21 protein-coding genes, 1 tRNA gene and 1 pseudogene are annotated in these 23,462 nt (G+C 55.2%); 7 read left to right on the top strand and 16 right to left on the bottom strand.

The window, feature by feature from the left end; genetic code table 11:
* Positions 1-86: 86 nt before the first annotated feature.
* The gene (gene dpaA / locus ACOTXR_RS20260; protein ID WP_014882672.1) at positions 87-827 is read left to right on the top strand and encodes a peptidoglycan meso-diaminopimelic acid protein amidase; all 741 of its coding nucleotides are present in this window, start codon (positions 87-89) and stop codon (positions 825-827) included.
* Here dpaA and ACOTXR_RS20265 read toward each other — a convergent pair.
* Both ACOTXR_RS20265 and lpcA read right to left on the bottom strand, forming a co-directional pair.
* On the bottom strand, positions 798-1,565 hold the full coding sequence (locus ACOTXR_RS20265) for a class II glutamine amidotransferase (RefSeq protein WP_014882671.1): 768 nt from the start codon (positions 1,563-1,565) through the stop codon (positions 798-800). The genes dpaA and ACOTXR_RS20265 overlap by 30 nt on opposite strands.
* Before the next feature lie 46 nt (positions 1,566-1,611).
* On the bottom strand, positions 1,612-2,190 hold the full coding sequence (lpcA, locus tag ACOTXR_RS20270) for a D-sedoheptulose 7-phosphate isomerase (protein ID WP_003863232.1): 579 nt from the start codon (positions 2,188-2,190) through the stop codon (positions 1,612-1,614).
* A gap of 239 nt (positions 2,191-2,429) precedes the next feature.
* On the opposite strand from lpcA, the gene fadE reads away from it, so the two are divergent.
* Both fadE and ACOTXR_RS20280 read left to right on the top strand, forming a co-directional pair.
* The gene (gene fadE, locus ACOTXR_RS20275) at positions 2,430-4,874 is read left to right on the top strand and encodes an acyl-CoA dehydrogenase FadE (protein WP_200923832.1); all 2,445 of its coding nucleotides are present in this window, start codon (positions 2,430-2,432) and stop codon (positions 4,872-4,874) included.
* A 108-nt stretch (positions 4,875-4,982) separates the two neighbouring features.
* A complete protein-coding gene (locus ACOTXR_RS20280; RefSeq protein ID WP_014882669.1) occupies positions 4,983-5,753 on the top strand; it encodes an amidohydrolase in 771 nt (256 codons plus the stop codon).
* Between the two features lie 54 nt (positions 5,754-5,807).
* On the opposite strand, the gene ACOTXR_RS20285 is transcribed toward ACOTXR_RS20280, so the two are convergent.
* The 9 genes from ACOTXR_RS20285 to dnaQ form a co-directional block, all read right to left on the bottom strand.
* On the bottom strand, positions 5,808-7,409 hold the full coding sequence (locus ACOTXR_RS20285) for a gamma-glutamyltransferase family protein (protein ID WP_023332158.1): 1,602 nt from the start codon (positions 7,407-7,409) through the stop codon (positions 5,808-5,810).
* A 9-nt stretch (positions 7,410-7,418) separates the two neighbouring features.
* Positions 7,419-8,294 (bottom strand): ABC transporter permease, encoded by an 876-nt coding sequence (locus ACOTXR_RS20290; protein WP_032637422.1) that lies wholly within the window; start codon positions 8,292-8,294, stop codon positions 7,419-7,421.
* A 2-nt stretch (positions 8,295-8,296) separates the two neighbouring features.
* A complete protein-coding gene (locus ACOTXR_RS20295; protein WP_058690026.1) occupies positions 8,297-9,238 on the bottom strand; it encodes an ABC transporter permease in 942 nt (313 codons plus the stop codon).
* An 18-nt stretch (positions 9,239-9,256) separates the two neighbouring features.
* Positions 9,257-10,771, bottom strand: a complete 1,515-nt coding sequence (locus tag ACOTXR_RS20300) for an ABC transporter substrate-binding protein (RefSeq protein ID WP_014882665.1) — start codon at positions 10,769-10,771, stop codon at positions 9,257-9,259.
* Between the two features lie 2 nt (positions 10,772-10,773).
* Positions 10,774-11,859 (bottom strand): ABC transporter ATP-binding protein, encoded by a 1,086-nt coding sequence (locus ACOTXR_RS20305; protein ID WP_058690025.1) that lies wholly within the window; start codon positions 11,857-11,859, stop codon positions 10,774-10,776.
* Positions 11,856-12,869, bottom strand: a complete 1,014-nt coding sequence (locus tag ACOTXR_RS20310; RefSeq protein ID WP_047343776.1) for an ABC transporter ATP-binding protein — start codon at positions 12,867-12,869, stop codon at positions 11,856-11,858. The genes ACOTXR_RS20305 and ACOTXR_RS20310 overlap by 4 nt, the downstream gene beginning before the upstream one ends.
* Positions 12,866-13,585 (bottom strand): FadR/GntR family transcriptional regulator, encoded by a 720-nt coding sequence (locus ACOTXR_RS20315; protein ID WP_014882662.1) that lies wholly within the window; start codon positions 13,583-13,585, stop codon positions 12,866-12,868. Before ACOTXR_RS20315 ends, ACOTXR_RS20310 begins: the two co-directional genes overlap by 4 nt.
* 379 nt (positions 13,586-13,964) lie before the next feature.
* Positions 13,965-14,041: transfer RNA gene (locus ACOTXR_RS20320), tRNA-Asp, on the bottom strand.
* A gap of 132 nt (positions 14,042-14,173) precedes the next feature.
* On the bottom strand, positions 14,174-14,905 hold the full coding sequence (gene dnaQ / locus ACOTXR_RS20325) for a DNA polymerase III subunit epsilon (RefSeq protein WP_032629739.1): 732 nt from the start codon (positions 14,903-14,905) through the stop codon (positions 14,174-14,176).
* On the opposite strand from dnaQ, the pseudogene rnhA reads away from it, so the two are divergent.
* A pseudogene (gene rnhA / locus ACOTXR_RS20330) lies at positions 14,859-15,436 on the top strand (ribonuclease HI). The gene dnaQ and the pseudogene rnhA sit on opposite strands and share 47 nt — an antisense overlap.
* On the opposite strand, the gene ACOTXR_RS20335 reads toward rnhA, so the two are convergent.
* A complete protein-coding gene (locus ACOTXR_RS20335; RefSeq protein ID WP_222834786.1) occupies positions 15,437-16,153 on the bottom strand; it encodes a class I SAM-dependent methyltransferase in 717 nt (238 codons plus the stop codon).
* 32 nt (positions 16,154-16,185) lie between these two features.
* Between ACOTXR_RS20335 and gloB the strand changes: the two genes are divergently transcribed.
* Both gloB and mltD read left to right on the top strand, forming a co-directional pair.
* Entirely contained in the window at positions 16,186-16,944 is a 759-nt protein-coding gene (gloB, locus tag ACOTXR_RS20340) for a hydroxyacylglutathione hydrolase (protein ID WP_058690022.1), read from the top strand.
* 68 nt (positions 16,945-17,012) lie between these two features.
* Positions 17,013-18,380, top strand: coding sequence for a murein transglycosylase D (gene mltD / locus ACOTXR_RS20345; RefSeq protein ID WP_222834785.1), 1,368 nt, complete (start codon positions 17,013-17,015; stop codon positions 18,378-18,380).
* Between the two features lie 52 nt (positions 18,381-18,432).
* Here the strand turns inward: mltD and ACOTXR_RS20350 are convergent, their stop codons facing one another.
* The 3 genes from ACOTXR_RS20350 to ACOTXR_RS20360 all read right to left on the bottom strand — a co-directional run bounded on the left by ACOTXR_RS20350 (position 18,433) and on the right by ACOTXR_RS20360 (position 21,394).
* Complete coding sequence (locus ACOTXR_RS20350) at positions 18,433-19,206, bottom strand: class I SAM-dependent methyltransferase (RefSeq protein ID WP_047626113.1); 774 nt, start codon at positions 19,204-19,206, stop codon at positions 18,433-18,435.
* A gap of 76 nt (positions 19,207-19,282) precedes the next feature.
* Entirely contained in the window at positions 19,283-20,083 is an 801-nt protein-coding gene (locus tag ACOTXR_RS20355) for an endonuclease/exonuclease/phosphatase family protein (protein WP_014882655.1), read from the bottom strand.
* Between the two features lie 135 nt (positions 20,084-20,218).
* On the bottom strand, positions 20,219-21,394 hold the full coding sequence (locus tag ACOTXR_RS20360) for an MFS transporter (protein WP_023332149.1): 1,176 nt from the start codon (positions 21,392-21,394) through the stop codon (positions 20,219-20,221).
* Positions 21,395-21,498: 104 nt separating this feature from the next.
* Here ACOTXR_RS20360 and yafC point away from each other — a divergent pair, with 104 nt between their 5' ends.
* Positions 21,499-22,404 (top strand): DNA-binding transcriptional regulator YafC, encoded by a 906-nt coding sequence (gene yafC / locus ACOTXR_RS20365; protein ID WP_045281943.1) that lies wholly within the window; start codon positions 21,499-21,501, stop codon positions 22,402-22,404.
* Positions 22,405-22,433: 29 nt separating this feature from the next.
* Here yafC and dkgB read toward each other — a convergent pair whose 3' ends face one another.
* Positions 22,434-23,237, bottom strand: a complete 804-nt coding sequence (gene dkgB / locus ACOTXR_RS20370; protein WP_023336782.1) for a 2,5-didehydrogluconate reductase DkgB — start codon at positions 23,235-23,237, stop codon at positions 22,434-22,436.
* Positions 23,238-23,462: the final 225 nt, after the last annotated feature.

Consider the following 23,462-nt stretch of genomic DNA (forward strand, 5'->3'; position numbering starts at 1 on the left):
TGAGCGCTCCTAACAGAATAATCTGATTTTGGGTCTCTTTTGCCGCCCTGGCAAGTTGGTCTACGTTTTATCAAGGAACTTGTAGTATGCGTAAAATCGCATTGTTCATTGCGATGCTTCTGATTCCGTGCATGTCGTTTGCCGGGCTGCTCAGCAGCAACAGCTCCACGACGCCGATCAGCAAAGAATATAAACAGCAGTTAATGGGATCGCCGGTTTATATTCAAATCTTCAAGGAAGAACGCACGCTCGATCTATTTGTGAAAATGGGCGAGACATATCAGCTGCTTGATAGCTACAAAATTTGTAATTACTCCGGCGGGCTGGGGCCAAAACAGCGCCAGGGTGATTTTAAAAGTCCGGAAGGGTTTTATAACGTTCAGCGTAGCCAGCTCAAACCGGACAGCCGCTTCTATAAAGCCATTAACATCGGTTTCCCCAATGCCTATGACCGTGCTCACGGTTATGAAGGGAAATACCTGATGATCCACGGTGCCTGCGTGTCTATCGGCTGTTATGCGATGACCGATGCCGGCATTGATGAAATTTTCCAGTTCGTAACAGGCGCGCTGGTGTTCGGGCAGCCTAACGTTCAGGTCAGCATTTATCCGTTCCGTATGACAGATGCCAACATGGCCCGCCATAAGTACTCCTATTACGCCGATTTCTGGAAACAGCTGAAGCCGGGTTACGACTACTTTGAGCAGACCCACAAGCCGCCTGTGGTTTCTATCGTAGATGGCCGTTACGTGGTCAGCAAACCGCTGAGCCACGAAGTCGTCCATCCACAGCTGGCGTCAAATTACACGGTCCCCGAGACAAAATAGCACCCACTCTCCTGGCATGATCTTTTGCCAGGCTTCGTTGCCCGTCAGCGGCTGCGTCGCAATGACTGTGACCACATCGTTCGGTGTGGTCTCTTTCTGAAAGTCTATCTCCACATCCTGATCGAGCAGCTTTGCAACGCCAAACGGCGCACGGCGCGTGATCCAGAACAGGTTCGTCGAACAGAACGCCATGACATAGCGTCCGTCTGACAGCAGCATGTTAAACACGCCTTTTTCACGTAGCTCGGATGCCAGCGTCGCGATGTATTTAAACACGGCGGTCATGTTGCCGGGCGTACGAGGATAACGTTCCGTCAGCTTGTGCAGTAGCCAGCAGAAGGCTTTTTCGCTATCCGTTTCGCCGACCGGGCGGAAATTCCCCGTCTCCAGCGACTTATAGCCCGTCAGTTGCCCGTTGTGCGCATAGGTCCAGTTTCGCCCCCACAGTTCACGGGTAAACGGATGGGTATTTTCCAGCGCCACTTCGCCGCGGTTTGCCTGACGGATGTGCGCAATCACCGAGCGGGACTTGATGGGATAGTCCTGCACCAGTTTGGCAATCGGTGAGTTATAGCTGGGCTGTGGATCTTTGAACGTGCGACACCCTTTGCCTTCGTAGAAGGTAATGCCCCAGCCGTCTTTATGCGGCCCAGTTCCTCCACCGCGCTGCACCAGCCCGGTGAAACTAAAGCAGATATCGGTTGGCACATTGGCGCTCATCCCGAGCAGTTCGCACATACATCACCTCCACAACAGCGGGGGCAAGAGTGCCCCCAGCGAAGTCTTACTTAACCATCTCTTTTTCGATCAGCTGGATCAGGATATGGATCACTTTGATGTGAATTTCCTGAACGCGGTCAGCATAACCAAAGTGCGGAACGCGAATTTCGATATCCGCGGTACCGTCCATCTTACCGCCATCTTTACCGGTCAGGGTGATGACTTTCATCCCTTTTTCACGCGCGGCAGCGATCGCTTTGATCACGTTAGCGGAGTTACCGGAGGTCGAAATGCCCAGCAGCACGTCGCCTTCACGACCTACCGCTTCAACGTAGCGGGAAAAGATGTGGTCGTAACCGAAGTCATTGCCTACGCAGGAGATGTGGCTGACGTCGGAAATCGCAATCGCCGGGTAGCCCGGACGGTTTTCGCGATAGCGTCCGGTCAGCTCTTCTGCAAAGTGCATGGCATCACAGTGGGAACCACCGTTACCGCAGGAGAGCACTTTGCCGCCCGCTTTAAAGCTGTCGGCCAGCAGGACCGCCGCGCGCTGAATAGCGTGAATGTTGGCATCATCTTTCAGAAAGTTAGCCAGCGTTTCCGCCGCTTCGTTCAGTTCGTTACGAATAAGATCCTGGTACATGAGGATAATCCTTCAGTATTGATGAAATAACACAGTGGAGTGTACCGGATAGCGGGAAAAGCGAGAAGCTAAAGCCATGCGAATCCTCCGGCGTTTTGCTTTTTCGTGCCGGCGAAAACACGAACAATGTGAGCCCGGTTGTAATTATTTTGTAAACACATTGCTAAAGGAAATAACATCAACTACAACCATATCATCACAAGTGGTCAGACCTCCTACAAGCAAGGGAGCTTTTCTTTATGATGATTTTGAGCATTCTCGCAACTGTTGTACTGCTCGGTGTGTTGTTCTATCACCGCGTCAGTTTATTCCTGAGTAGTGTGATTCTGCTGGCCTGGACGGCTGCACTTGGCGTCGCTGGTCTGTGGAATATCTGGCTTTTAGTTCCGCTGGCCATCATTCTTCTGCCGTTTAACTTTACCCCGATGCGTAAGTCGATGATCTCCGCGCCGGTGTTCAAAGGCTTCCGCAAAGTGATGCCGCCAATGTCGCGGACTGAGAAAGAAGCGATTGATGCCGGTACCACCTGGTGGGAAGGCGACCTGTTCCAGGGCAACCCGGACTGGAAAAAGCTGCATAACTATCCGCAGCCGCGTCTGACCGCTGAAGAACAGGCTTTTATTGACGGCCCGGTGGAAGAAGCGTGCCGCATGGCAAACGACTTTGCCATCACCCATGAAATGGCCGATCTGCCGCCAGAGCTGTGGGCGTATCTGAAAGAACATCGCTTCTTCGCGATGATCATCAAGAAAGAGTATGGCGGTCTGGAATTCTCCGCTTACGCTCAGGCTCGCGTCCTGCAAAAGCTGGCGGGCGTCTCCGGGATCCTGGCGATTACCGTTGGCGTGCCTAACTCCTTAGGCCCGGGTGAACTGCTGCAGCATTACGGTACCGAAGAGCAGAAAGATCACTACCTGCCGCGTCTTGCGCGTGGTCAGGAAATCCCTTGCTTCGCGCTGACCAGCCCGGAAGCGGGTTCCGATGCAGGCGCGATCCCGGATACCGGCGTAGTCTGCATGGGCGAGTGGCAGGGCGAGCAGGTGCTGGGCATGCGCCTGACCTGGAACAAGCGTTATATCACCCTGGCGCCAATCGCCACCGTGCTGGGTCTGGCCTTTAAGCTCTCTGACCCGGAAAAACTACTGGGCGGCGAAGAAGATCTGGGCATTACCTGTGCGCTGATCCCAACCTCTACCCCAGGCGTTGAAATTGGTCGCCGTCACTTCCCGCTGAACGTGCCGTTCCAGAACGGTCCGACCCGCGGTCAGGACATCTTTGTGCCGATTGATTACATCATCGGTGGTCCGAAAATGGCCGGTCAGGGCTGGCGTATGCTGGTGGAATGTCTGTCGGTTGGCCGCGGCATTACCCTGCCGTCGAACTCTACCGGTGGCCTGAAATCTGTGGCGATGGGGATTGGTGCATACGCCCACATCCGCCGTCAGTTCAAAATCTCCATCGGCAAGATGGAAGGTATCGAAGAGCCGCTGGCGCGTATCGCAGGTAATGCCTACGTGATGGATGCCGCCGCATCTTTGATTACCTACGGCATTATGCTGGGCGAAAAACCGGCCGTGCTGTCCGCGATTGTGAAATACCACTGTACCCACCGCGCGCAGCAGTCGATCATTGACGCGATGGATATCGCAGGCGGTAAAGGCATTATGCTCGGCGAAGGCAACTTCCTGGCGCGCGGCTATCAGGGCGCACCGATTGCCATCACCGTGGAAGGGGCAAACATCCTGACCCGCAGCATGATGATCTTCGGTCAGGGGGCGATTCGCTGCCATCCGTACGTGCTGGAAGAGATGGCCGCTGCGCAGAATAATGACGTGGATGCTTTCGATAAGCTGCTGTTCAAACATATCGGTCATGTGGGTAGCAACAAGGTGCGTAGTTTCTGGCTCGGCCTGACGCGCGGTCTTACCAGCGCGACGCCAACCGGTGATGCGACCAAACGCTATTATCAGCATCTGAACCGTCTGAGCGCCAACCTGGCTCTGCTGTCGGATGTTTCCATGGCCGTTCTCGGCGGTAGCCTGAAGCGTCGCGAGCGGATCTCTGCCCGTCTGGGCGACGTGCTGAGCCAGATTTTCCTGGCGTCTGCGGTCCTGAAGCGTTACGACGACGAAGGGCGTCAGGAAGCGGATCTGCCGCTGGTACACTGGGGCGTTCAGGATGCGATGTATCAGGCAGAACAGGCGATTGACGATCTGCTGGCGAACTTCCCGAACCGCTTTGTTGCGGGCGCCCTGCGCGTGGTGATCTTCCCGACCGGTCGTCACCACCTGGCACCGTCCGACAAGCTGGACCACAAAGTGGCGAAAATCCTGCAGGTACCGAGCGCGACACGCTCCCGTATCGGCCGTGGTCAGTACCTGGCCCCTACGCCACATAACCCGGTGGGTCTGCTGGAAGAGGCTCTGCTTGATGTAATGGCCGCCGACCCAATTCATCAGAAGATCTGCAAACAACTGGGCAAAAACCTGCCGTTCACCCGTCTGGATGAACTGGCGAAACAGGCGCTGTCAGGTGGCATTATCGATAATGCAGAAGCAGCAATTCTGGTGAAAGCCGAAGAGAGCCGTCTGCGCAGTATTAACGTCGATGATTTCGAACCGGACGAGCTGGCAACACAGCCGGTAAAGCTGACAGAGAAGCACCGTAAACCTGAAGCGGCATAACCCGTTTCGTTCTGACAAACCCCGCCGCGCGCGGGGTTTTTTATTGCCACATTTTCTCGTAATGACGTGCTACAGTGTCAAAAAGGGGTCGTTTGAGGAGTCTGTATCGTGCCGGGTTTGAAGATTTCGATTTTGCAGCAACCTTTAGTGTGGATGGATGGCCCTGCCAACCTGCGCCACTTTGATCGTCAACTGGAAGAAATTACCGGACGAGATGTGATTGTCCTGCCGGAGATGTTCACCACCGGCTTCGCCATGGAAGCGGCTAAGCAATCAATGCCTCAGGATGACGTGGTCGCCTGGATGCATACCAAAGCGCAGCAAACAAACGCGCTGATCGCGGGTAGTGCCGCCCTGCAAACCGAGCGCGGGCCAGTGAACCGTTTTCTGCTGGTTGAGCCGGAAGGGAAAGTGCATTTTTACGATAAACGCCACCTGTTCCGCATGGCGGATGAGCATCATCACTATGAAGCGGGTAACGAGCGCGTGGTATTCGAGTGGCGCGGCTGGCGCATTCTGCCGCTGGTCTGCTACGACCTGCGCTTCCCGGTGTGGTCGCGCAACCGCAACGATTATGACCTGGCGCTGTATGTCGCCAACTGGCCAGCACCGCGCTCGCTGCACTGGCAGTCGCTGCTGGTGGCGCGCGCCATTGAGAACCAGGCGTATGTGGTGGGCTGTAACCGTGTGGGGACGGATGGCAACGGGCATCACTACCGCGGCGACAGCCGGGTGGTAAATCCGCAGGGCGAGATTATTGCGACTGCCGAGCCGCATCAGGCAACGCGAATTGATGCGGAGCTATCGTTGACCGCGCTGAAGGAGTATCGGGAGAAGTTTCCAGCCTGGCAGGATGCGGATCCGTTTAGCATCGGGTAAAAAAAGCCGGGTGGCGGCTACGCCTTACCCGGCCTACAAATGTTGCTCGAGCGTTTAACTCACCAACGCCTGTCCGTCTTTACGGCTCTCCGTTGCCGCCACGTAATGCCCTTCCGGAAGGCGATAAATCACCTGCGCACCGCCGAAGTTATAATCCTGCAGCGGATCTTCCACCACGATCTGGTGTCCGCGTTCGCGTAGCGCGGCGATAGTATTGCGATCGAACGTTGATTCGACGATCACTTCCCTGCCCTGCACCACGCGCCAGCGCGGAGCGTCAATCGCCGCCTGCGGGTTTTGCCCGTGCAGCATAATGCGCAGCGCCATCTGCATGTGTCCTTGCGCCTGCATCGGGCCGCCCATCACGCCGAAGGACATCAACGGCTTGCCGTTGCCGTCCATCGCAAAGCCCGGAATGATGGTGTGGAACGGACGCTTGCTGCCCGCCAGCGCGTTCGGATGATTAGGATCCAGCGAAAAACCACAGCCCCGGTTTTGCAGGCTAATCCCGGTGTCTGGCACCACAATCCCTGAACCAAACCCCATATAGTTGGACTGAATAAAGGAGACCATCATCCCGCTGGCATCCGCAGTGCTGATGTAGACCGTACCGCTCTGGGTGGGTGAACCGTAGACAAAATCAGAGGCGCTTTCGTGGTTGATCAGCGCCGCACGCGATTTCAGGTAATGATCGCTCAGCAGCTCTTTGGCCGCGAACACCATATGATCTTCATCCGCCACGTAGCGGTCGAGATCCGCCAGCGCCAGCTTCATCGCTTCAATGGACAAATGCAGAGACTGCACGGAGTCCGGATGATGCTGCTCGATGCCGCACTGCTCCAGAATACCCAGCGCAATCAGCGTGGCGATCCCCTGGCCGTTTGGCGGCAGCTCCTGCACCGAACCACCCGCGAAGTCGCGTGACAGCAGGTCTACCCAGTCCACGCGGTGGCTGGCGAGATCTTCAGCCGTCAAATGCGCGCCGTGTTCTTTGGCGAAGGCGGCAATTTTCTGCGCCAGCTCGCCGCGGTAAAACGCGTCGCCGTTGGTTTTCGCTATCAGTTCCAGCGAATTCGCCTGCGCCGGATTACGGAAGATCTCCCCCACTCGCGGCGCGCGGCCTTCCGGCGCGAAGCAGGCGCTGAAGCCAGGCTGATCTTTCAGCTTGTTGTAGCCGCGCTGCCAGAGATGGCCAATCAGCGGCGAAACCGGGAAACCGTTTCGCGCATAGTCAATGGCGGGCTGCGCCAGCGTGGTCAGCGGCAGCGTGCCGAAACGCTCTGCCAGTGCGACCCAGCCGGATACCGCACCGGGCACGGTCACGGCGTCCCAGCCGATTTCGGGTACCGCCGTTTTTCCGGCAAACAGATCTGCATGCCAGCTGGCCGGTGAGCGCCCCGACGCGTTCAGACCGTGAAGTTTTTCACCGTCCCAGACGATGGCAAAGGCATCACTGCCGATCCCGTTACCGGTCGGCTCGACTACCGTCAGCGCCATCGCGGTGGCAATCGCCGCATCAACAGCATTACCACCCAGCTGCAGCATTTTCATTCCTGCCTGCGCCGCCAGCGGTTGCGAAGTGGCAACGGCGTTATGGCCCATCATCGGCGGGCGTCGTGATTCGTAACCGGACGTAAAATCAAGCGCTTTGGTCATCATGACTCCTTAGTCGTGGCGCGGATCGAGCGCATCGCGCAGCCCGTCGCCAAGTAAATTAAAGCCCTGCACGGCAAGGAAAATTGCCACGCCGGGGAAAACAGACATCCACGGCGCCTGCTCAAGAAAACCTTTCGCGGTGTTGAGCATTGACCCCCAGGACGGATTGGGCGGCTGCTGCCCCAACCCTAAAAACGACAGGCTGGCTTCGGCGATAATCGCCGAGGCAATCGCCAGCGTGGCCTGCACCAGGATCGGTGACATCACGTTGGGCAGCACGTATTTGATGATGATCCAGCGATCCGGCAGGCCGATCGCCCGCGCGCCGTCGATGTACTCTTCGTTGCGGATGGCGATCACCTGCCCACGCGTCAGACGGGCGAAGATCGGCATCGCGGAAAGGCCAATGGCGATCATCGCGTTGGTCAGGCTTGGGCCTAAAAATGCCCCCAGCGCGATCGCCATGATCAGAAACGGGCAGGCCAGCAGCGCTTCAATGAAGCGCGAGATAACCCCATCCCACATCTTCTGGAAATACCCCGCTACCAGCCCCAGCGGCACGCCGATCGCTACCGCGATAACGACCGACATACAGCCCGCCATCAGCGAGGTTCGCGCCCCCCAGATAATGCGGGATAAAATGTCGCGCCCCAGCTCGTCGGTGCCGAACCAGTACATTGCCGACGGCGCTTTACGCACCGCCAGGAAGTTGGCTTTGACCGGGTCGAACGGGGCAATCCACGGCGCCAGCAGCGCCACCAGCACAAAGAAGCCCACCACCACCGCGCCAATCACCGCGCTTTTATTGGCGAGGAATTTCTTTAGCACCCGGTTTTGCGCGCGCGGCAGCGCGGGCACAGCGGTTTGCGTCGTCAGTTCCGCCATGGTTAACCTCGCATTTTCGGGTTGATAAGAACGTAGAGCACGTCAGCCAGCAGGTTGAGCAGCAGGAAGCCGATCGCCACGATCAGCACCACGCCCTGCACCACCGCGTAGTCTCGGTTAAATACCGAATCGACGATCATCTTGCCGAAGCCGGGAATGGTGAAGACCTGCTCGGTCAGCACCGCACCGCCCAGCAGCTCACCAAACAGCAGCGTCGTAAGGGTGATCACCGGCACCAGTGCATTGCGAAACGCGTGCTTTAAGATCACCGCTTTCGGCAGTAATCCTTTCGCGCGCGCGGTGCGGATGTAATCCGCTTTCAGGACCGCAATCATCGATGCACGGGTATGGCGCATCAGCGTCGCCGCCAGCCCTGTACCGAGAACGGCTGCGGGCAGCAGCAGCGTGCGCAGGTTTTGCACCGGATCCTCACTGAACGGTACATAGCCGGACGCGGGAAGCCACTGCAGGTTCACCGAGAAGACCAGAATCAGCAGGATCCCCAGCCAGAAATGGGGGATCGAGATCCCCGAGATCGCCACGAAGTTCGCCCCGTGATCGACCCAGCTGTTTTTGTTCACTGCCGCGAGGATCCCCATGCTAATGCCAAATACCAGCGCGATAATCATCGCCAGCAGCGACAGCTCCAGCGTCACCGGCAGCTTACTGGCAATCAGCTGCGTCACCGGTTCTTGCGTGCGTAAGGAGACCCCCAGGTCGCCCTGCAATGCGCGCGTTAACCAGTTGAAATACTGCACAGGAAGGGGCGCATCCAGATTGAGCTCAGCACGCAGCTGGGCGATAACCGCCGGATCGCGCTCCTCCCCGGCCATGGCGATCAGCGGGTCGCCGGGCAGCAGTTTTTGCAGGCCAAACACCATCATGCTCACCAGCAGCAGGGTCGGGATGGCCAGCAGCAGACGTTTGCAAATCAGTTCCAGCATGGGTTCTCCTCAGGACGTTTATTTCGCCAGCGTCAAACCCGCCAGACGCACGATGCCGTCCGGGTAAGGCTTAAAGCCCTGGACGCGCTTGTTCAGACCAAAAATGCGCGGCTCGAAGTAGAGGTAGGCAATCGGCATGTCGGTTTGCAGCTGTTTCACAACCTTGTCATACAGCGGCTGGCGTGCGGCCTGGTCGGTGCTCTGGCGCGCCTGAGTCAGCCATTCGTCGACCTGCGCGTTGCTGTAGCGTCCGTCATTCAGAGTGCCTTTGCTATGGACAAAGCCGTAGATGCTGCCGTCCGGGTCCGGGCGGCCCGACCAGCCGGAGAAACTGAGCTGATAATCACCACTCTGCTGACGATCCAGCAGCGTCGCGAATTCGGTCATCTGCAGGTTGAGCGTGAAGCCGGCCTCGGCAACCATTGCCTGCAGAACCTGACCCACCTGCTGCGAGGTCGGGTTGTTCGGCACCAGCAGGTTGACGGTCAGCGGCGTGGTGACGCCTGCCGCTTTGAGCAGCGCTTTGGCTTTATCGACGTCACGGGGCGGAACCGGCAGATTGACGTGATACGGGCTCACCGTGGAAAACGCCTGGTTTGCCGGCGTGTATAGCCCTTCAAAGACCACCTGATTTAGCGCATCACGGTCGATGGCCTGCGAAAATGCCTCGCGTACGCGGGCATCTCTGAACGGATCGTTCGCCGGGACCTTGCCGTTATTGATGTTGAAGGTAATGCCCTGGTAACCCAGACCCGTTACCTTCGCCAGCGCCAGCTTGCTGTCAGCTTCAACGGTTTTAACGTCGCTGGCCGCAATGCCTTCGGTCAGGTCGAGATCGCCTGCCCGCAGGTTCGCGAGGCGCACGGAGGCGTCCGGGATCGGCAGATAGATAATTTTGTCGAAGTGGTAGGCGTCTTTATTCCAGTAATTGTCGAAGCGAGTCAGAACAATGCGGTCCTGGGACACGCGGCTGTCAAACTTATAAGGACCGGAACAGACCGGATGGGCGGCAAAGTCAGGCTTTTTCGCCGCATCGGGTGCCATCATCGCGCCCGCGCGGTCAGTCAGCTGCATCAGCAGCGCGGCGTCAGGGGTTTTCAGGTGCAGCGCAATCTGCATCGGACCGGTGACCTCTACCGATTCCACCGAGGAGATCTCGCTTTTGCGCAGGGAGCCTTTTAGGGTCAACGCACGGTCGAGGTTGTATTTCGCAGCAGCGGCGTCGAATTTCTCGCCGTCATGGAAGGTCACCCCCTCACGGAGATCCATGGTCAGCGTTTTGCCGTCATCGCTCCAGGCCCACGACTTCGCCAGACCTGGCACCACTTTCAGATGTTCGTCGACATCCACCAGCCTGTCGCACAGGGAAGCAAAGACAAAGCGGCCATAGTAGGTGCGCGCCAGATGCGGGTCGAGCATGTCCGGGTCAGCTCCCAGACCAATTCGCAGCACGCTTTCAGAATGGGCGGGCAGCGCCGCGCCAAGCAACATAACACTTCCCAGTACGGTCAAAAGAGAATTACGCATTGTCATTATCATGAGTTCCTTGAAGGAAGGGAGGAGTGAGTGGCCGCGTGTTCAAACAGCGCGCGGCGGCGCAGAAAAGCTGCGGATGGCGGTGCTATCTGAATAACACTGCGATCGCGATTGATGTCCTGCCAGCGGTGACAGGCAACCTGACGTCCACCGTCCAGCACCTGATTAATTGGCTCAACCTGACGGCATTCATCGGTAACATACGGGCAGCGGGTATGGAAACGGCAGCCGGATGGAGGGCTCGCCGGGTTCGGCAGATCCCCCTGCAGCAGCGGTGCGTCGCGTTCAATGCCCGGCTGCATCTGTGGTGCCGAGGCGATCAGTGCCTGGGTATAAGGGTGCAGCGGGGCGTCAAAGATCTCGTCGACGGTCGCAAGTTCAACGATTTGCCCGAGATACATGACCGCCACGCGGTCGCTCATATGGCGAATCACCGCCAGGCCGTGGGCAACGATCACCATCGTCAGCCCGAGCTGGTGCTTCAGGCTTTCCAGCAAATTGACGACCTGCGCCTGGACGGAAACATCCAGCGCAGAGACGGGTTCATCGCCAAGCAACAGCTTTGGTCCCGAGGCCAGCGCGCGCGCAATGCCGATACGCTGGCGCTGGCCGCCGGAAAATTCGTGCGGATAGCGCCCGGCCCAGGCGGCAGGCAGGCCAACGGTTTTGAGGAGTTCGGCGACGCGGTACTGACGATCGGCTTTCTTCATGTTCTGGTGCAGCCACAGCGGCTCACCGACGATCTGCTCCACCGTCATGCGCGGGTTCAGCGAGGCAAACGGATCCTGGAAAATAATTTGCAGCTCACGCCGGAGCTGGTTCAGACGGGCGCCCGAGGCGTCGGTAATCTCCTCCCCCTGGTAAAACACTCGCCCTTCACTGGCGGCGAGCAGGCGCAGCAGCAGACGCCCAAGGGTGGATTTGCCGGAGCCAGACTCGCCGACAATTGCCAGCGTTTCACCCGGCATCACGGCAAGCGAAACGCGATCGACCGCCGTAACAAACCGGGCCGCCGGTGAAAAGAGTTTTTTCGGACCAGGGAAGCGCTTGCTGAGGTCGCGGGCTTCAAGAATTGGCGTAGTCATGCGGTCTCTCCCAGGGCAATGTGGTGTTCGAGCGGCACGCGGAAGCAGGCGACCTGATGACCCGCGCCGAGCGTGTTGAGCGACGGTTTTTCATCATGGCAGCGAGACTGCGCAAACGGGCAGCGCGTCGCAAAACGACAGCCTTTCGGCATGGATTCCGGGAGCGGGACCGATCCGGGAATGGTGGATAGCTGGCCTTTACGTGCGCCCAGCGAAGGGATTGAGCCCATCAGGCCGATGGTGTACGGGTGCTGCGGGTCGGCAAAGATGGCCTCGACGCTCCCCTGCTCCACCACCTGCCCGGCATACATTACCGCCACCTGCTGGGCGACTTCGGCCACCACGCCTAAATCGTGGGTGATCATCAGGACCGCCGTGCCGGTTTCTTCTTTGAGGGTGTTGAGCAAGGTGAGGATTTGCGCCTGGATGGTGACGTCGAGCGCGGTAGTCGGTTCATCGGCAATCAGTAATTTAGGATGGTTGATCAGCGCCATGGCAATCATCACACGCTGGCGCATACCGCCGGAAAGCTGATGCGGGTAAGCCTTGAGGCGCATCTCCGCCGCGGGGATCTGCACCTTCTCGAGGATCTGCAGCGCGACCTTCATCGCCTCTGTGCGGGAAACGCTCTGGTGACGCATGACCGCTTCACTGAGCTGATCGCCTAATGTGAAAGCGGGATTGAGCGAGGTCATTGGCTCCTGGAAAATCATCGCTAGCTCGCTGCCGCGCAAATCGGCATAGTCCCGCGGCGAGAGCTTTCGCAGATCGTGACGGCGAAACTGCATTTCTCCGCTGACAATCTGCGCGCTGGCGGGCAGTAATCCCATCAGCGCCAGTGAGGTGATACTTTTCCCGCAGCCGGACTCTCCCACCAGCGCCAGCGTCTCGCCTGCTTTGACCGTCAGGGAAATGCCGTCCAGTACGCTAACCGGCGAGCCGGAAAATTTAACGTTGAGATTATTCAGCCGAAGTACAGGCGTGGTGTCCTTAAACGGGATCGTCGTCATAGCGTGAAGTCGTCCTCAAGGTGGATCGCCTGAATCAGGGCGGTTTGCAGGCTAAGCAGGTGTTCGCGCATGGCGGCAGCTGCTTCATTAGGCTGGCGATGGATAATCGCAGACATGATCTTGTGATGGTGGTCGTTATAACTATCGACACGTTCGGGCGTGCGGGCTAATTCGCGCAGATGCTGCCAGCCCGGTTCGCGCCGCACGGCATCAATCGCGTCAAACAGGCCGAGCATCAGGCGGTTGCCCGCAGCCTCGGCAATAGCGCGGTGAAAGGCGCTATCCCATAGTTCGTTGAGATCGCGGTCATCCGGGCTGACCTTGTCGATGCGTTCCAGCATGCGCTGCATGAGCGCGAGGTTTTCCCTGGTGGCACGCAGTGCCGCAAGCCGGGCTAAGCCGGGTTCGAGCTGTAGACGAGCTTCCATAACTTCCAGCAGATTGGTTTGCTGAACCAATCCCTGAAGCGCCAGCGGTTCAACAGGGGCAGCGGGACCAATAAAGGTGCCTTTACCCTGTTTACGCCAGATCCGTCCTTCCTCTTCCAGCACATCCAGCGCGCGACGCACTTCGCGTCGTCCTACGCCGAGAGTTTCCGACAGCTCACGTTCCGTGGGCAGCGGAGTGCCTGGTGTTGACTCATGCTGGTTGATAAGCCCGCGCAACTGCTCAAGCGCGGTACTGGAATTGGCCAGAAACCGTGACGGTTTTTCCATATTGGTTCGCTCGCTATCATCATTATTTTCTTTTTATTAACGATAAGTTATTGATATGGAATGAACCTTATCGTGCTAATGATTAAGCAATAACCGAACCAATTATTTATTGGTTCAAAAACTTTCACGATATCCACTGTAAGCGAATGATTTCATGAAAATTATTTTTACAAAGCGACACAGTCTGATGAAGGCCAAAAAGTGGTTGGGCGAAAGAATGCACAAACACAGTGCAAATAACGCACTAATGCTGTGCAAATGTTAATTAATTGCACCACATAAATTAACATTTTGTTAATGAAAAGAAAGGGGGATAAAAGACAAAGGCTGTTGAAACGACGAAGGCCTGAATCATTTCTGATTCAGGCCTTCTGAATAGTGGCGGAACGGACGGGACTCGAACCCGCGACCCCCTGCGTGACAGGCAGGTATTCTAACCGACTGAACTACCGCTCCACTGTTCCCGTTTGGGGAACGAGGCGCATATTACGGTGTGCCTCCGATCTCGTCAACGCTTTTTCTCACGTTTTGAATCGTTTGCTGCAAAAATCGCCCAACCGATGATTTTACAGACATCATGGCGTTTTTTCAGGCGCGCCACATACAGCTGCCGCCCTTCTTCTGTACCAGATCGAGACGGGATTCATGGTTAAGTAACTCTTCATCACTGGCTAAAACAACCCGTAAACGACTTGCCTGACGAACCACGCGCTGGATGCCCGCTTCGCCCTGAGCCTGCTGCGACTCATTTTCCATGCTGAATTTCATCGACGTCTGACCGCCGGTCATCGCCAGATAGACATCAGCCAGAATCTGGGCATCGAGAAGTGCCCCGTGCAGCGTTCGCTTGGTGTTGTCTATTTCATAACGTGAACAAAGTGCATCGAGGCTGTTACGCTTGCCGGGAAACATCTTCCTCGCCAGCGCCAGGCTATCGGTCACTTTGCAGAAGGTATTGGTTTTCGGAATATCGCGATGGAGCTTACTAAACTCATAGTCCATAAAGCCGATATCGAACGACGCGTTATGGATGATTAACTCAGCGCCTTTGATGTAGTCGAGAAACTCGTCTGCCACCTCGGCGAAGGTCGGTTTATCCAGCAAGAACTCATCGGCAATACCGTGAACGCCAAACGCTTCTGGATCCACCAGCCGATCGGGTTTGAGGTAGACGTGGAAGTTGTTCCCCGTGAGACGACGGTTCACCACTTCAACGGCACCGATCTCAATGATCTTGTGCCCTTCGTAGTGCGCGCCGATCTGGTTCATACCGGTGGTTTCGGTATCGAGGACAATCTGGCGAGTAATTGCAGTGCTCATAGCGGTCATTTATGTCAGACTTATCGTTTAACTGAACGTTTCAATACAGGAAGTCTACCAGAGATGCGTAAACAGGTAGAAATTTTCACCGATGGATCTTGTCTCGGGAACCCAGGCCCCGGCGGCTACGGCGCGATTATGCGCTATCGTCAGCATGAGAAAACTTTTAGCGAAGGGTATTTCCTGACCACCAACAACCGTATGGAGTTGATGGCGGCCATTGTGGCGCTGGAAGCCTTAAAAGAACACTGCGACGTGGTGTTGAGTACGGATAGCCAGTACGTGCGACAGGGTATCACCCAGTGGATCCACAACTGGAAAAAACGCGGCTGGAAAACTGCAGATAAGAAGCCCGTGAAGAACGTCGATCTCTGGAAGCGCCTTGATGTGGCACTGGGCCAGCACGAGATTAAGTGGGAGTGGGTTAAAGGCCACGCCGGCCACCCGGAAAACGAGCGCTGCGATGAACTGGCGCGCGCGGCGGCCTCAAATCCGGCCCATGAGGATACTGGCTACCAGCCTGAATCCTGATCAGGGTTTTCTGTACTGCCGCGTTGCGCCAACGGTCTGGCGGATGGGTGTTTTCGATTTGCTCTGCTTCATGAGGTTAAGCGTCAGAGGGATGGTTCGCTTACGCGCGACAATAAACTGCATGCAGCCTAATGCGGGCAAATGCGTACTCAATAAAACTCCCCCCTGACGTGCCCACGGCAGTACCTGAAAACCGCCATAGTTGAGCACTTCAAAGTTGAGCAGTGACAGCCAGTCGAGCTGGCGCATCATGGTGAACATCCGGCTGTTATAGGGTGGCGTTCGGCGCAATACAGGCACCAGCTTACGTAACCCCATCAGACTCAGCGGATTAAAACCGCTGAGTATCAGCCAGCCGTCATCAATCAGCACGCGATCGGCTTCACGCAGCATACGATGAGGATCGCTGCACCAGGGCAGCGCGTGGGCAAGAAGACACGCATCTACGGATTTTTCCGCAATCGGCAGATGCAATGGGTCAGCCTTCACCTGAACCGGCGATCCGCCGAGAGAGACATTGACCTGATGTGAGATGGCGCAGCTTTCGGTATTGATTTCTGCGCTGAGATTGCCAATCTTAAGCAGGTGAAAGCCATACATTTTCGCGAGCCAGGGCTTCAGCTGTTGCTCAAGCGCCTCGCGATAGTATTCACCCCAGGGCAATTCCGCCCAACGTTCCGGTGCTGCGACAGTCTGAGGTATCCTTGCCGGTTTCATCAAAACACCCGCCACGCTATAAGAGGTAATGTATGAATCTTATCAGTATTCCTGCTTTTCAGGACAATTACATCTGGGTTTTGGTCGATAACGATCGTCGATGCGTCATTGTCGATCCCGGCGAATCCGCCCCTGTGCTTGATGCAATAAAGGAGAACGGCTGGCAGCCAGAAGCCATTCTGTTGACGCACCATCATAACGATCACACTGGCGGCGTGCCGGAACTGCGCGCTCATTTTCCGCATCTTGTGGTTTACGGACCGGCTGAGACACAAGATAAGGGAACGACGCAAGTAGTCCAGGAGGGCGAAAATATCCACATCCGTGAGTGGGAGTTTTCCGTATTTGCTACGCCAGGTCACACTTTGGGACATCTGTGTTTCTACAGTAAACCTTATCTTTTTTGTGGCGACACCCTCTTCTCAGGCGGTTGCGGAAGACTTTTTGAAGGCACACCAGAACAGATGTATCAGTCTTTACAAAAGATTAGTGCTTTACCCGATGACACACTTATTTGTTGTGCCCATGAGTATACATTAGGGAATATGAAGTTTGCGGAGAGCCTCTTACCCGAGGATCGGGCGATTCAGGATTATTATCACAAAGTGAAGGAGTTACGTGCAAAAAACCAAAATACACTACCCGCAATTCTGAAAAATGAGCGCCGAATTAATTTATTTCTGCGAACGAATGATATTGATTTAATTAATAAAATTAACCAAGAAACAAATTTGCAACAACCAGAACAGCGATTTGCATGGTTAAGGTCAAAGAAAGATAACTTCAGATAAATGCGGGTTGCCTTTTCAAAATTTCGCCGTTATCATCGCTCGTCTTTTAAGCAACTATTGACACACACATGAAGGCAAAAGCGATATTACTCGCCTCTGTCCTGCTTGTAGGTTGCCAGTCGCAGAACGGCAGCAACGTACAACAGCACGCACAGAGCCTTTCTGCAGCTGGTCAAGGGGAAGCAGGGAAGTTTACAAGTTCGGCGCGCTGGATGGACGATGGGACATCTTTTTTCGCGCAGGAGCAAGACTTGTGGACCTCTATTGGCGACGAGCTAAAGATGGGAATTCCGGAAAACAGCCGGATTCGCGAACAGAAGCAGAAGTATTTAAGAAATAAGAGCTATCTCCACGATGTAACGTTACGGGCAGAGCCGTATATGTACTGGATAGCCGGGCAAGTTAAGAAACGTAACATGCCTATGGAGCTGGTACTCCTACCCATAGTGGAGAGCGCTTTTGACCCACACGCGACGTCTGGCGCCAATGCCGCAGGCATTTGGCAGATCATTCCGAGCACCGGGCGAAACTATGGTCTGAAACAGACCCGCAACTATGATGCGCGTCGGGATGTTGTCGCTTCAACGACAGCCGCTCTCGACATGATGCAACGTCTGAATAAGATGTTTGACGGCGACTGGCTGTTAACGGTCGCGGCGTATAATAGTGGCGAGGGTCGTGTACTGAAGGCAATGAAAGCGAATAAAGCACGGGGTAAATCCACCGATTTTTGGTCGCTCTCACTGCCACAGGAAACGAAGATTTACGTACCGAAAATGCTGGCCTTGAGCGATATTCTCAAGAACAGCAAGCGTTACGGTGTACAACTGCCAACACCAGACGAAAGTCGTGCACTGGCGCGCGTTCGTCTCAGCAACCCTGTGGATATTCAACAGGTTGCTGATATGACGGGTATGTCGGTAAGTAAACTTAAAACCTTTAATGCAGGCGTTAAAGGCTCAACGCTGGGGGCTAGTGGCCCGCAGTATGTGATGGTTCCGCAGAAACATGCTGAGCAATTGCGTGAGTCTTTAGCATCGGGTGAGATTGCCGCCGTTCAGTCAACGCTGATCGCCGATGCTTCATCCGTTAACAGCCGCAGCTATAAGGTGCGTTCAGGTGATACGCTTTCTGGCATTGCATCACGTCTTGGCGTGACGGCGAAAGATCTGCAGCAGTGGAATAATCTGCGCAGCTCAGGTCTGAAAGTGGGTCAAACTCTGACGGTAGGCGCAGGTAGCAGCGCACAGCGTCTCGCCAGCAACAGCGATAGCATCACTTATCGCGTACGTAAAGGCGATTCACTGTCCAGTATCGCAAAACGACATGGCGTGAACATCAAAGATGTAATGCGCTGGAACAATGATACTGACAATCTGAAACCAGGCGACCAGTTGACGTTGTTTGTGAAGAACAGCGCCACGCCAGACTCCTGATTACACGATCGAAAGATAAAAAGGCACCGATTCCCCTCGGTGCCTTTTTTGTTTATCCCGCTTTTTGCGCTTCAGCCATGATGGTATCGCTGGTAAACGATCCATCCTCCTGCAATTCAAAGTACGCTTTTACCTCAGCAGAGGCACTCTCCTGATAGAGGCGAATCGCCTGACTTAATGCTTCCGGGGTACGCATACGGGCAATCCACGAAGGGTATTCCAGCGGCAAACGGTCTGTTGTTAACGTTCGGGTAATCAACCCCGCTTCAGTGATAAGCGATAACCACTCTCCGCTGGAGTAGTTTTGTACGTGGGAAGTATCACGCAGCGCTTCTACTGTCTGCAGCCAGATATCGCGCACCGGATGCCCGGGAGACATCACATCCATAATAATGAAGATCCCGCCCGGCTTCAGGACTCGTTTGACTTCACGTAACGCCTGGCCGACATCATGCCAGTGGTGCGCGGAATAACGGCTAATCACCACCTCAAACGAGGCATCATCAAACGGTAAGGACTCGGCGTACCCCTGGCGCGTATCCACGTTGCTCAACCCTTTCGCCTTCGCCGCCTCAGCAACAACATCCAGCATCTGACTGGATAAGTCATACGCGGTGACCTTCGCCACCTGCTGCGCAGCCGTAAAGCTGGCATGCCCTGCCCCACAGCCTAAATCCAGCACGTGCGCCTGCGGGAATGCTGCCAGACGTTCGCCGAGACGCAGCAGGTCACGACCTGAAGCATGCACGGCGCTGGTCAGATAGGCATTTGCCTGGGAGCCAAACTGTTTTTCTACGTTGTCATGATGGGAGTGTGTTGTTGTCATCGTACTGTCCTTTGTTGGTTAAAAATAAAAGGGCAGCACCCGCGCAGGCCTGCCCCACGGCAGACCTGACACACCATTATTTATCAGGTTTGCCGGGACTGAATTCGACTAGTAGAGGGTTGTGATCGGAGGCGCGCGTGACCAGAACAGAGGCATCATGCACGCTCAGACCACGATAGAAGACAAAATCGAGAGGTCGACCAAAGGCTTTTTTACGCTGATCGTCACTAAAACGGACTTCACGCAGAGACATTTCACGCGCAAAGCGATACAGCGCATTCATACGCGGACGACTCCAGGCATTAAAATCACCGGCCATAATGATAGGCCCGCTGTGGTGGGCAATTTGATCGCCAATGGGAAGTAACTGCTTACTGTACACATCCACGCCCAGGCTGAAATTTACCGCGTGGATGTTCACCACCATCAGCATCCGGGTATCCGGCAGCGGATAGACGGTCACCAGCGCCGATTTCGCCAGACGCAGTATAGGCTCGCGCTCACGCAGCGGGCAGCAGTAAACCGGGTGTGCTGAAGAGAGGGTCATCACGCCTGAAGGATGTTGCGGCAGGACAAACGCCGGCACCTGGTCGGCAGCAAGATAGTTCGTTGTGGCAAACCGAACCAGTTCAGGTGTGGTTTGCGCCTCCTGAAGCAGAACCAGATGAGCATCTTTACCAAAATTCTTGAGTACCGATAACCACTCCGCACGCTGCTGCTTAAAGATATTCCAGACCAGTACCCGAATTTTGTCATCGCTGCTTAACGGTGTCCCTGCGGGTAATGCCTGGCTTATGCTCGCAAACGACCCCGGAGGCAAGATCCTCTCCGCGGGCATTCCGGCAACATAACGCATGGCATAGGTATTTTTTCGCACTTTTGGAAACGGCCTCTGTAACATGAACCAGCCCGAAAACGGACTGGTTCTAATGTTATAGGGACTTTAGGTCACACTTTCAACGCAATTTCTGAGAAACCGCTTTCCAGTTTTGTAAGCAAGCACTTACTGATGTTATCCCAGTGCTACGCGAGTAGGTTTATCGAGGCGGCCACTCAGCCCTATCAGCAGGAAAGCGACAAGGACGATCACCGCACCAATCCAGGGTGTCTGGGTTAATCCAAAGTGTTCGACGGTTTGTCCGCCAATAATGGAACCCAGCGCGATCCCAATATTGAACGCGGCAATGTTCAGTCCGGATGCCACATCCACGGCGTTTGGCGTATAGAGCTCCGCTTTCTGAACAACATAAACCTGAAGCCCGGGCACGTTGCCAAAAGCGAAGACACCCATTACCAGTACCGTGATCAGTGCGGCGTATTGCATGGACGCCGTGAACTGGAATATCAACAGCAGAACCACCAGGGCGGCGAAGATAAATTTCAGCGCCGGAACCGCACCATGCTTATCTGCAAGCTTGCCGCCCCAGATATTGCCAATCGCCACGGAAATACCGTATCCCAGCAAAATCCAGCTCACGGCACTCGGGGAGAAGCCTGCCAGGTCCTGCATCATCGGTGCCAGGAAGGTGAAGGCGGTAAATACGCCTCCATAGCCCAGAGCCGTGACCGCGTAGATGATCAGCAAACGCGGATGGGTAAGCACCTTTAGCTGATCGCTCAGGCTGGCGCTGGCCCGGCCTGGAATAGTCGACGGTACCAGCAGCAGGCTAGCAACAAGGGCAATAACCCCCAATAAGGAGACGGCCAGAAACGTCTCACGCCAGCCGAAGTGCTGTCCGATAAACGTACCTAGCGGCACGCCCGTAACGAGTGCGACGGTCAGTCCACCAAACATGATCGCAATAGCTGAGGCTGCTTTCTCTTTGGGGACCAGGCTGGTTGCAATGGTGGAACCAATTGAGAAGAACACGCCGTGTGCAAGGCCGGTCAACAGACGGGCAATCACCAGGGTGGTGTAGTCCGGTGCCTGCCAGGCCAGAATGTTACCGGCGGTGAACAACACCATCAACGCAACTAACAGCTGCTTACGCGGAAAACGTCCGGTCAGAGCCGTCAGCACAGGCGCACCGACGGCGACGCCCAGGGCGTAGATTGACACCAGCAATCCGGCGGAAGGCAGCGAGATCGCAAGCTGGTTAGCAATGGTGGGAACCAGTCCCACGATAACAAATTCGGTCGTGCCAATTGCAAAGGCACTGATCGTCAGGGCAAGTAGCGCCAGTGGCATAAAATACTCCGTATCATCAGGATTAAGATGACAGGCAGTATGCGCCAGTGCTTAAATAACAAAAATGGTCAAAATATCAATAGAATTTTGCAGATGGTGCAACAATGAAAGCAACGTCAGAAGAGCTGACAATCTTTGTCGCCGTTGTTGAAAGCGGTAGCTTTAGCCGTGCAGCCGAACAGCTGGGACAGGCTAACTCGGCCATCAGCCGCTCAGTGAAAAAGCTGGAGATGAAGCTTGGGGTGAGCCTGCTCAACCGGACGACGCGGCAACTGAGCCTGACGGAAGAAGGAGAGCGTTATTTCCGCCGCGTGCAGTCGGTGCTGCAGGAGATGGCTGCAGCAGAGACAGAAATTATGGAAAGCCGCAGCACGCCGCGGGGATTGCTGCGCATTGATGCGGCCACGCCGGTAGTACTGCACTTTCTGATGCCGCTGATCAAACCTTTTCGTGAACGCTATCCGGAGATGACGCTTTCTTTGGTCTCATCAGAGACGTTTATCAACCTCATCGAGCGTAAAGTGGATGTGGCTATCCGGGCCGGTACACTGACCGATTCAAGCTTGCGCGCCCGCCCGCTGTTTGCCAGCTACCGCAAAATTATCGCGTCGCCGCAGTACATTGCTGAGCACGGTAAACCGGAGACCGTTGAAGAGTTGAAGCAGCATCTTTGTCTGGGCTTTACGGAACCGGTATCACTGAACACCTGGCCTGTCGCCTGTCGTGATGGTCAGCTTCATGAAATTACCAGTGGGTTATCGTCAAACAGTGGAGAAACGCTAAAGCAACTGTGTCTTGAAGGGAACGGCATCGCGTGCCTGTCTGACTATATGATAGATAAGGAGATTGAACGAGGTGAACTGGTGGAACTGATGGCGGATAAACGTTTGCCGGTCGAGATGCCTTTTAGCGCAGTGTATTACAGTGACAGAGCGGTGAGTACGCGGATTCGTGCTTTTATTGACTTCCTGAGTGAACATATAAAGACAGCTCCCGGAGGAGCTGTATGAGGGTTAAGGCGACAGAGGGTTAGTGAAACTTAATCCCAGTCAGGCGCTAAACCTTCCGGGCTGACCAGGCGATCGTTGCACTCCAGTGCTGCGATCGCTTTTTTATCGTCATCATCCAGATGAAGGTCGACCGCTGACAGGTTGCTGGCCAGGTTTACACGTTTGGTTGACGATGGGATCACGGCATAACCTTCGCCCATTGCCCATGCCAGAATGACCTGTGCCGGAGTCGCGTTATGTTTTTCTGCAATACGTATAATCGCCTCATCTTTCAGCGCCTTACCATAAGCCAGCGTCATGTATGACGTGATGTGGATACCGTGCTGCGTTGCCCAGTCCACGACTTTATGGTTTTGCAGATAAGGTGAAAGTTCAATCTGGTTGGTCGCGATATTTTCTGCACCTACTGCGGCAATGGCTTTTTCCATCAGCGGAATGGTGAAGTTTGAAATACCGATTTCACGCGTTAATCCCTGCTTTTTCGCTTCCATCAGCGCCTGCATGAACTCTTCTACAGAAACGGCATCGTTTGGTGATGGCCAGTGGATCAGCGTCAGGTCCACGTAGTCAGTACGCAGCTTTTTCAGACTCTCTTTCAGGCTAGGGAGCAGTTTGTCTTTGCTGAGGTTTTCAATCCAGATTTTGGTGGTGATAAATATCTCGTTACGCGGTACACCACTCTCTTCAATGGCCTGTCCAACGGCAGCTTCATTTTCATAGATCTGTGCCGTATCAATTGCGCGATAGCCTAACTCGAGTGCCGTTTTAACAGATGCGATAACAACGTCGTCTTTCAGGCGGAAAGTGCCCAGACCAAATGCAGGGAGAGTCATAGTATTCCTCAATCATTATGTTCGTAAACTGAGGAGGATTATCGCTGGCGTTGTTATATTGAAAAAGATCGTAAAACGCAGAGGATTTTTGCTCATTTCGCAATAATTAAACAGCAGATAAGAAAAAAGCCCTGAGCGTTAACTCAGGGCTTTCAATAAGTGGCGGAACGGACGGGACTCGAACCCGCGACCCCCTGCGTGACAGGCAGGTATTCTAACCGACTG

Origin of the sequence: Enterobacter cloacae complex sp. IR53030, from assembly GCF_049238365.1 — a bacterium.
Lineage (GTDB): Bacteria > Pseudomonadota > Gammaproteobacteria > Enterobacterales > Enterobacteriaceae > Enterobacter > Enterobacter kobei.

Bases quoted from the DNA above. Each gene is read 5' to 3' on its own strand.
- ACOTXR_RS20350 (WP_047626113.1), bottom strand. From the start codon at position 19,206: ATGACAACAACACACTCCCATCATGACAACGTAGAAAAACAGTTTGGC.
- fadE (WP_200923832.1), top strand. From the start codon at position 2,430: ATGATGATTTTGAGCATTCTCGCAACTGTTGTACTGCTCGGTGTGTTG.
- lpcA (WP_003863232.1), bottom strand. From the start codon at position 2,190: ATGTACCAGGATCTTATTCGTAACGAACTGAACGAAGCGGCGGAAACG.
- ACOTXR_RS20360 (WP_023332149.1), bottom strand. From the start codon at position 21,394: ATGCCACTGGCGCTACTTGCCCTGACGATCAGTGCCTTTGCAATTGGC.
- ACOTXR_RS20335 (WP_222834786.1), bottom strand. From the start codon at position 16,153: ATGAAACCGGCAAGGATACCTCAGACTGTCGCAGCACCGGAACGTTGG.
- mltD (WP_222834785.1), top strand. From the start codon at position 17,013: ATGAAGGCAAAAGCGATATTACTCGCCTCTGTCCTGCTTGTAGGTTGC.
- ACOTXR_RS20265 (WP_014882671.1), bottom strand. From the start codon at position 1,565: ATGTGCGAACTGCTCGGGATGAGCGCCAATGTGCCAACCGATATCTGC.
- ACOTXR_RS20285 (WP_023332158.1), bottom strand. From the start codon at position 7,409: ATGACCAAAGCGCTTGATTTTACGTCCGGTTACGAATCACGACGCCCG.
- ACOTXR_RS20290 (WP_032637422.1), bottom strand. From the start codon at position 8,294: ATGGCGGAACTGACGACGCAAACCGCTGTGCCCGCGCTGCCGCGCGCG.
- ACOTXR_RS20295 (WP_058690026.1), bottom strand. From the start codon at position 9,238: ATGCTGGAACTGATTTGCAAACGTCTGCTGCTGGCCATCCCGACCCTG.
- yafC (WP_045281943.1), top strand. From the start codon at position 21,499: ATGAAAGCAACGTCAGAAGAGCTGACAATCTTTGTCGCCGTTGTTGAA.
- ACOTXR_RS20300 (WP_014882665.1), bottom strand. From the start codon at position 10,771: ATGACAATGCGTAATTCTCTTTTGACCGTACTGGGAAGTGTTATGTTG.
- ACOTXR_RS20315 (WP_014882662.1), bottom strand. From the start codon at position 13,585: ATGGAAAAACCGTCACGGTTTCTGGCCAATTCCAGTACCGCGCTTGAG.
- dpaA (WP_014882672.1), top strand. From the start codon at position 87: ATGCGTAAAATCGCATTGTTCATTGCGATGCTTCTGATTCCGTGCATG.
- dkgB (WP_023336782.1), bottom strand. From the start codon at position 23,237: ATGACTCTCCCTGCATTTGGTCTGGGCACTTTCCGCCTGAAAGACGAC.
- ACOTXR_RS20305 (WP_058690025.1), bottom strand. From the start codon at position 11,859: ATGACTACGCCAATTCTTGAAGCCCGCGACCTCAGCAAGCGCTTCCCT.
- dnaQ (WP_032629739.1), bottom strand. From the start codon at position 14,905: ATGAGCACTGCAATTACTCGCCAGATTGTCCTCGATACCGAAACCACC.
- ACOTXR_RS20310 (WP_047343776.1), bottom strand. From the start codon at position 12,869: ATGACGACGATCCCGTTTAAGGACACCACGCCTGTACTTCGGCTGAAT.
- gloB (WP_058690022.1), top strand. From the start codon at position 16,186: ATGAATCTTATCAGTATTCCTGCTTTTCAGGACAATTACATCTGGGTT.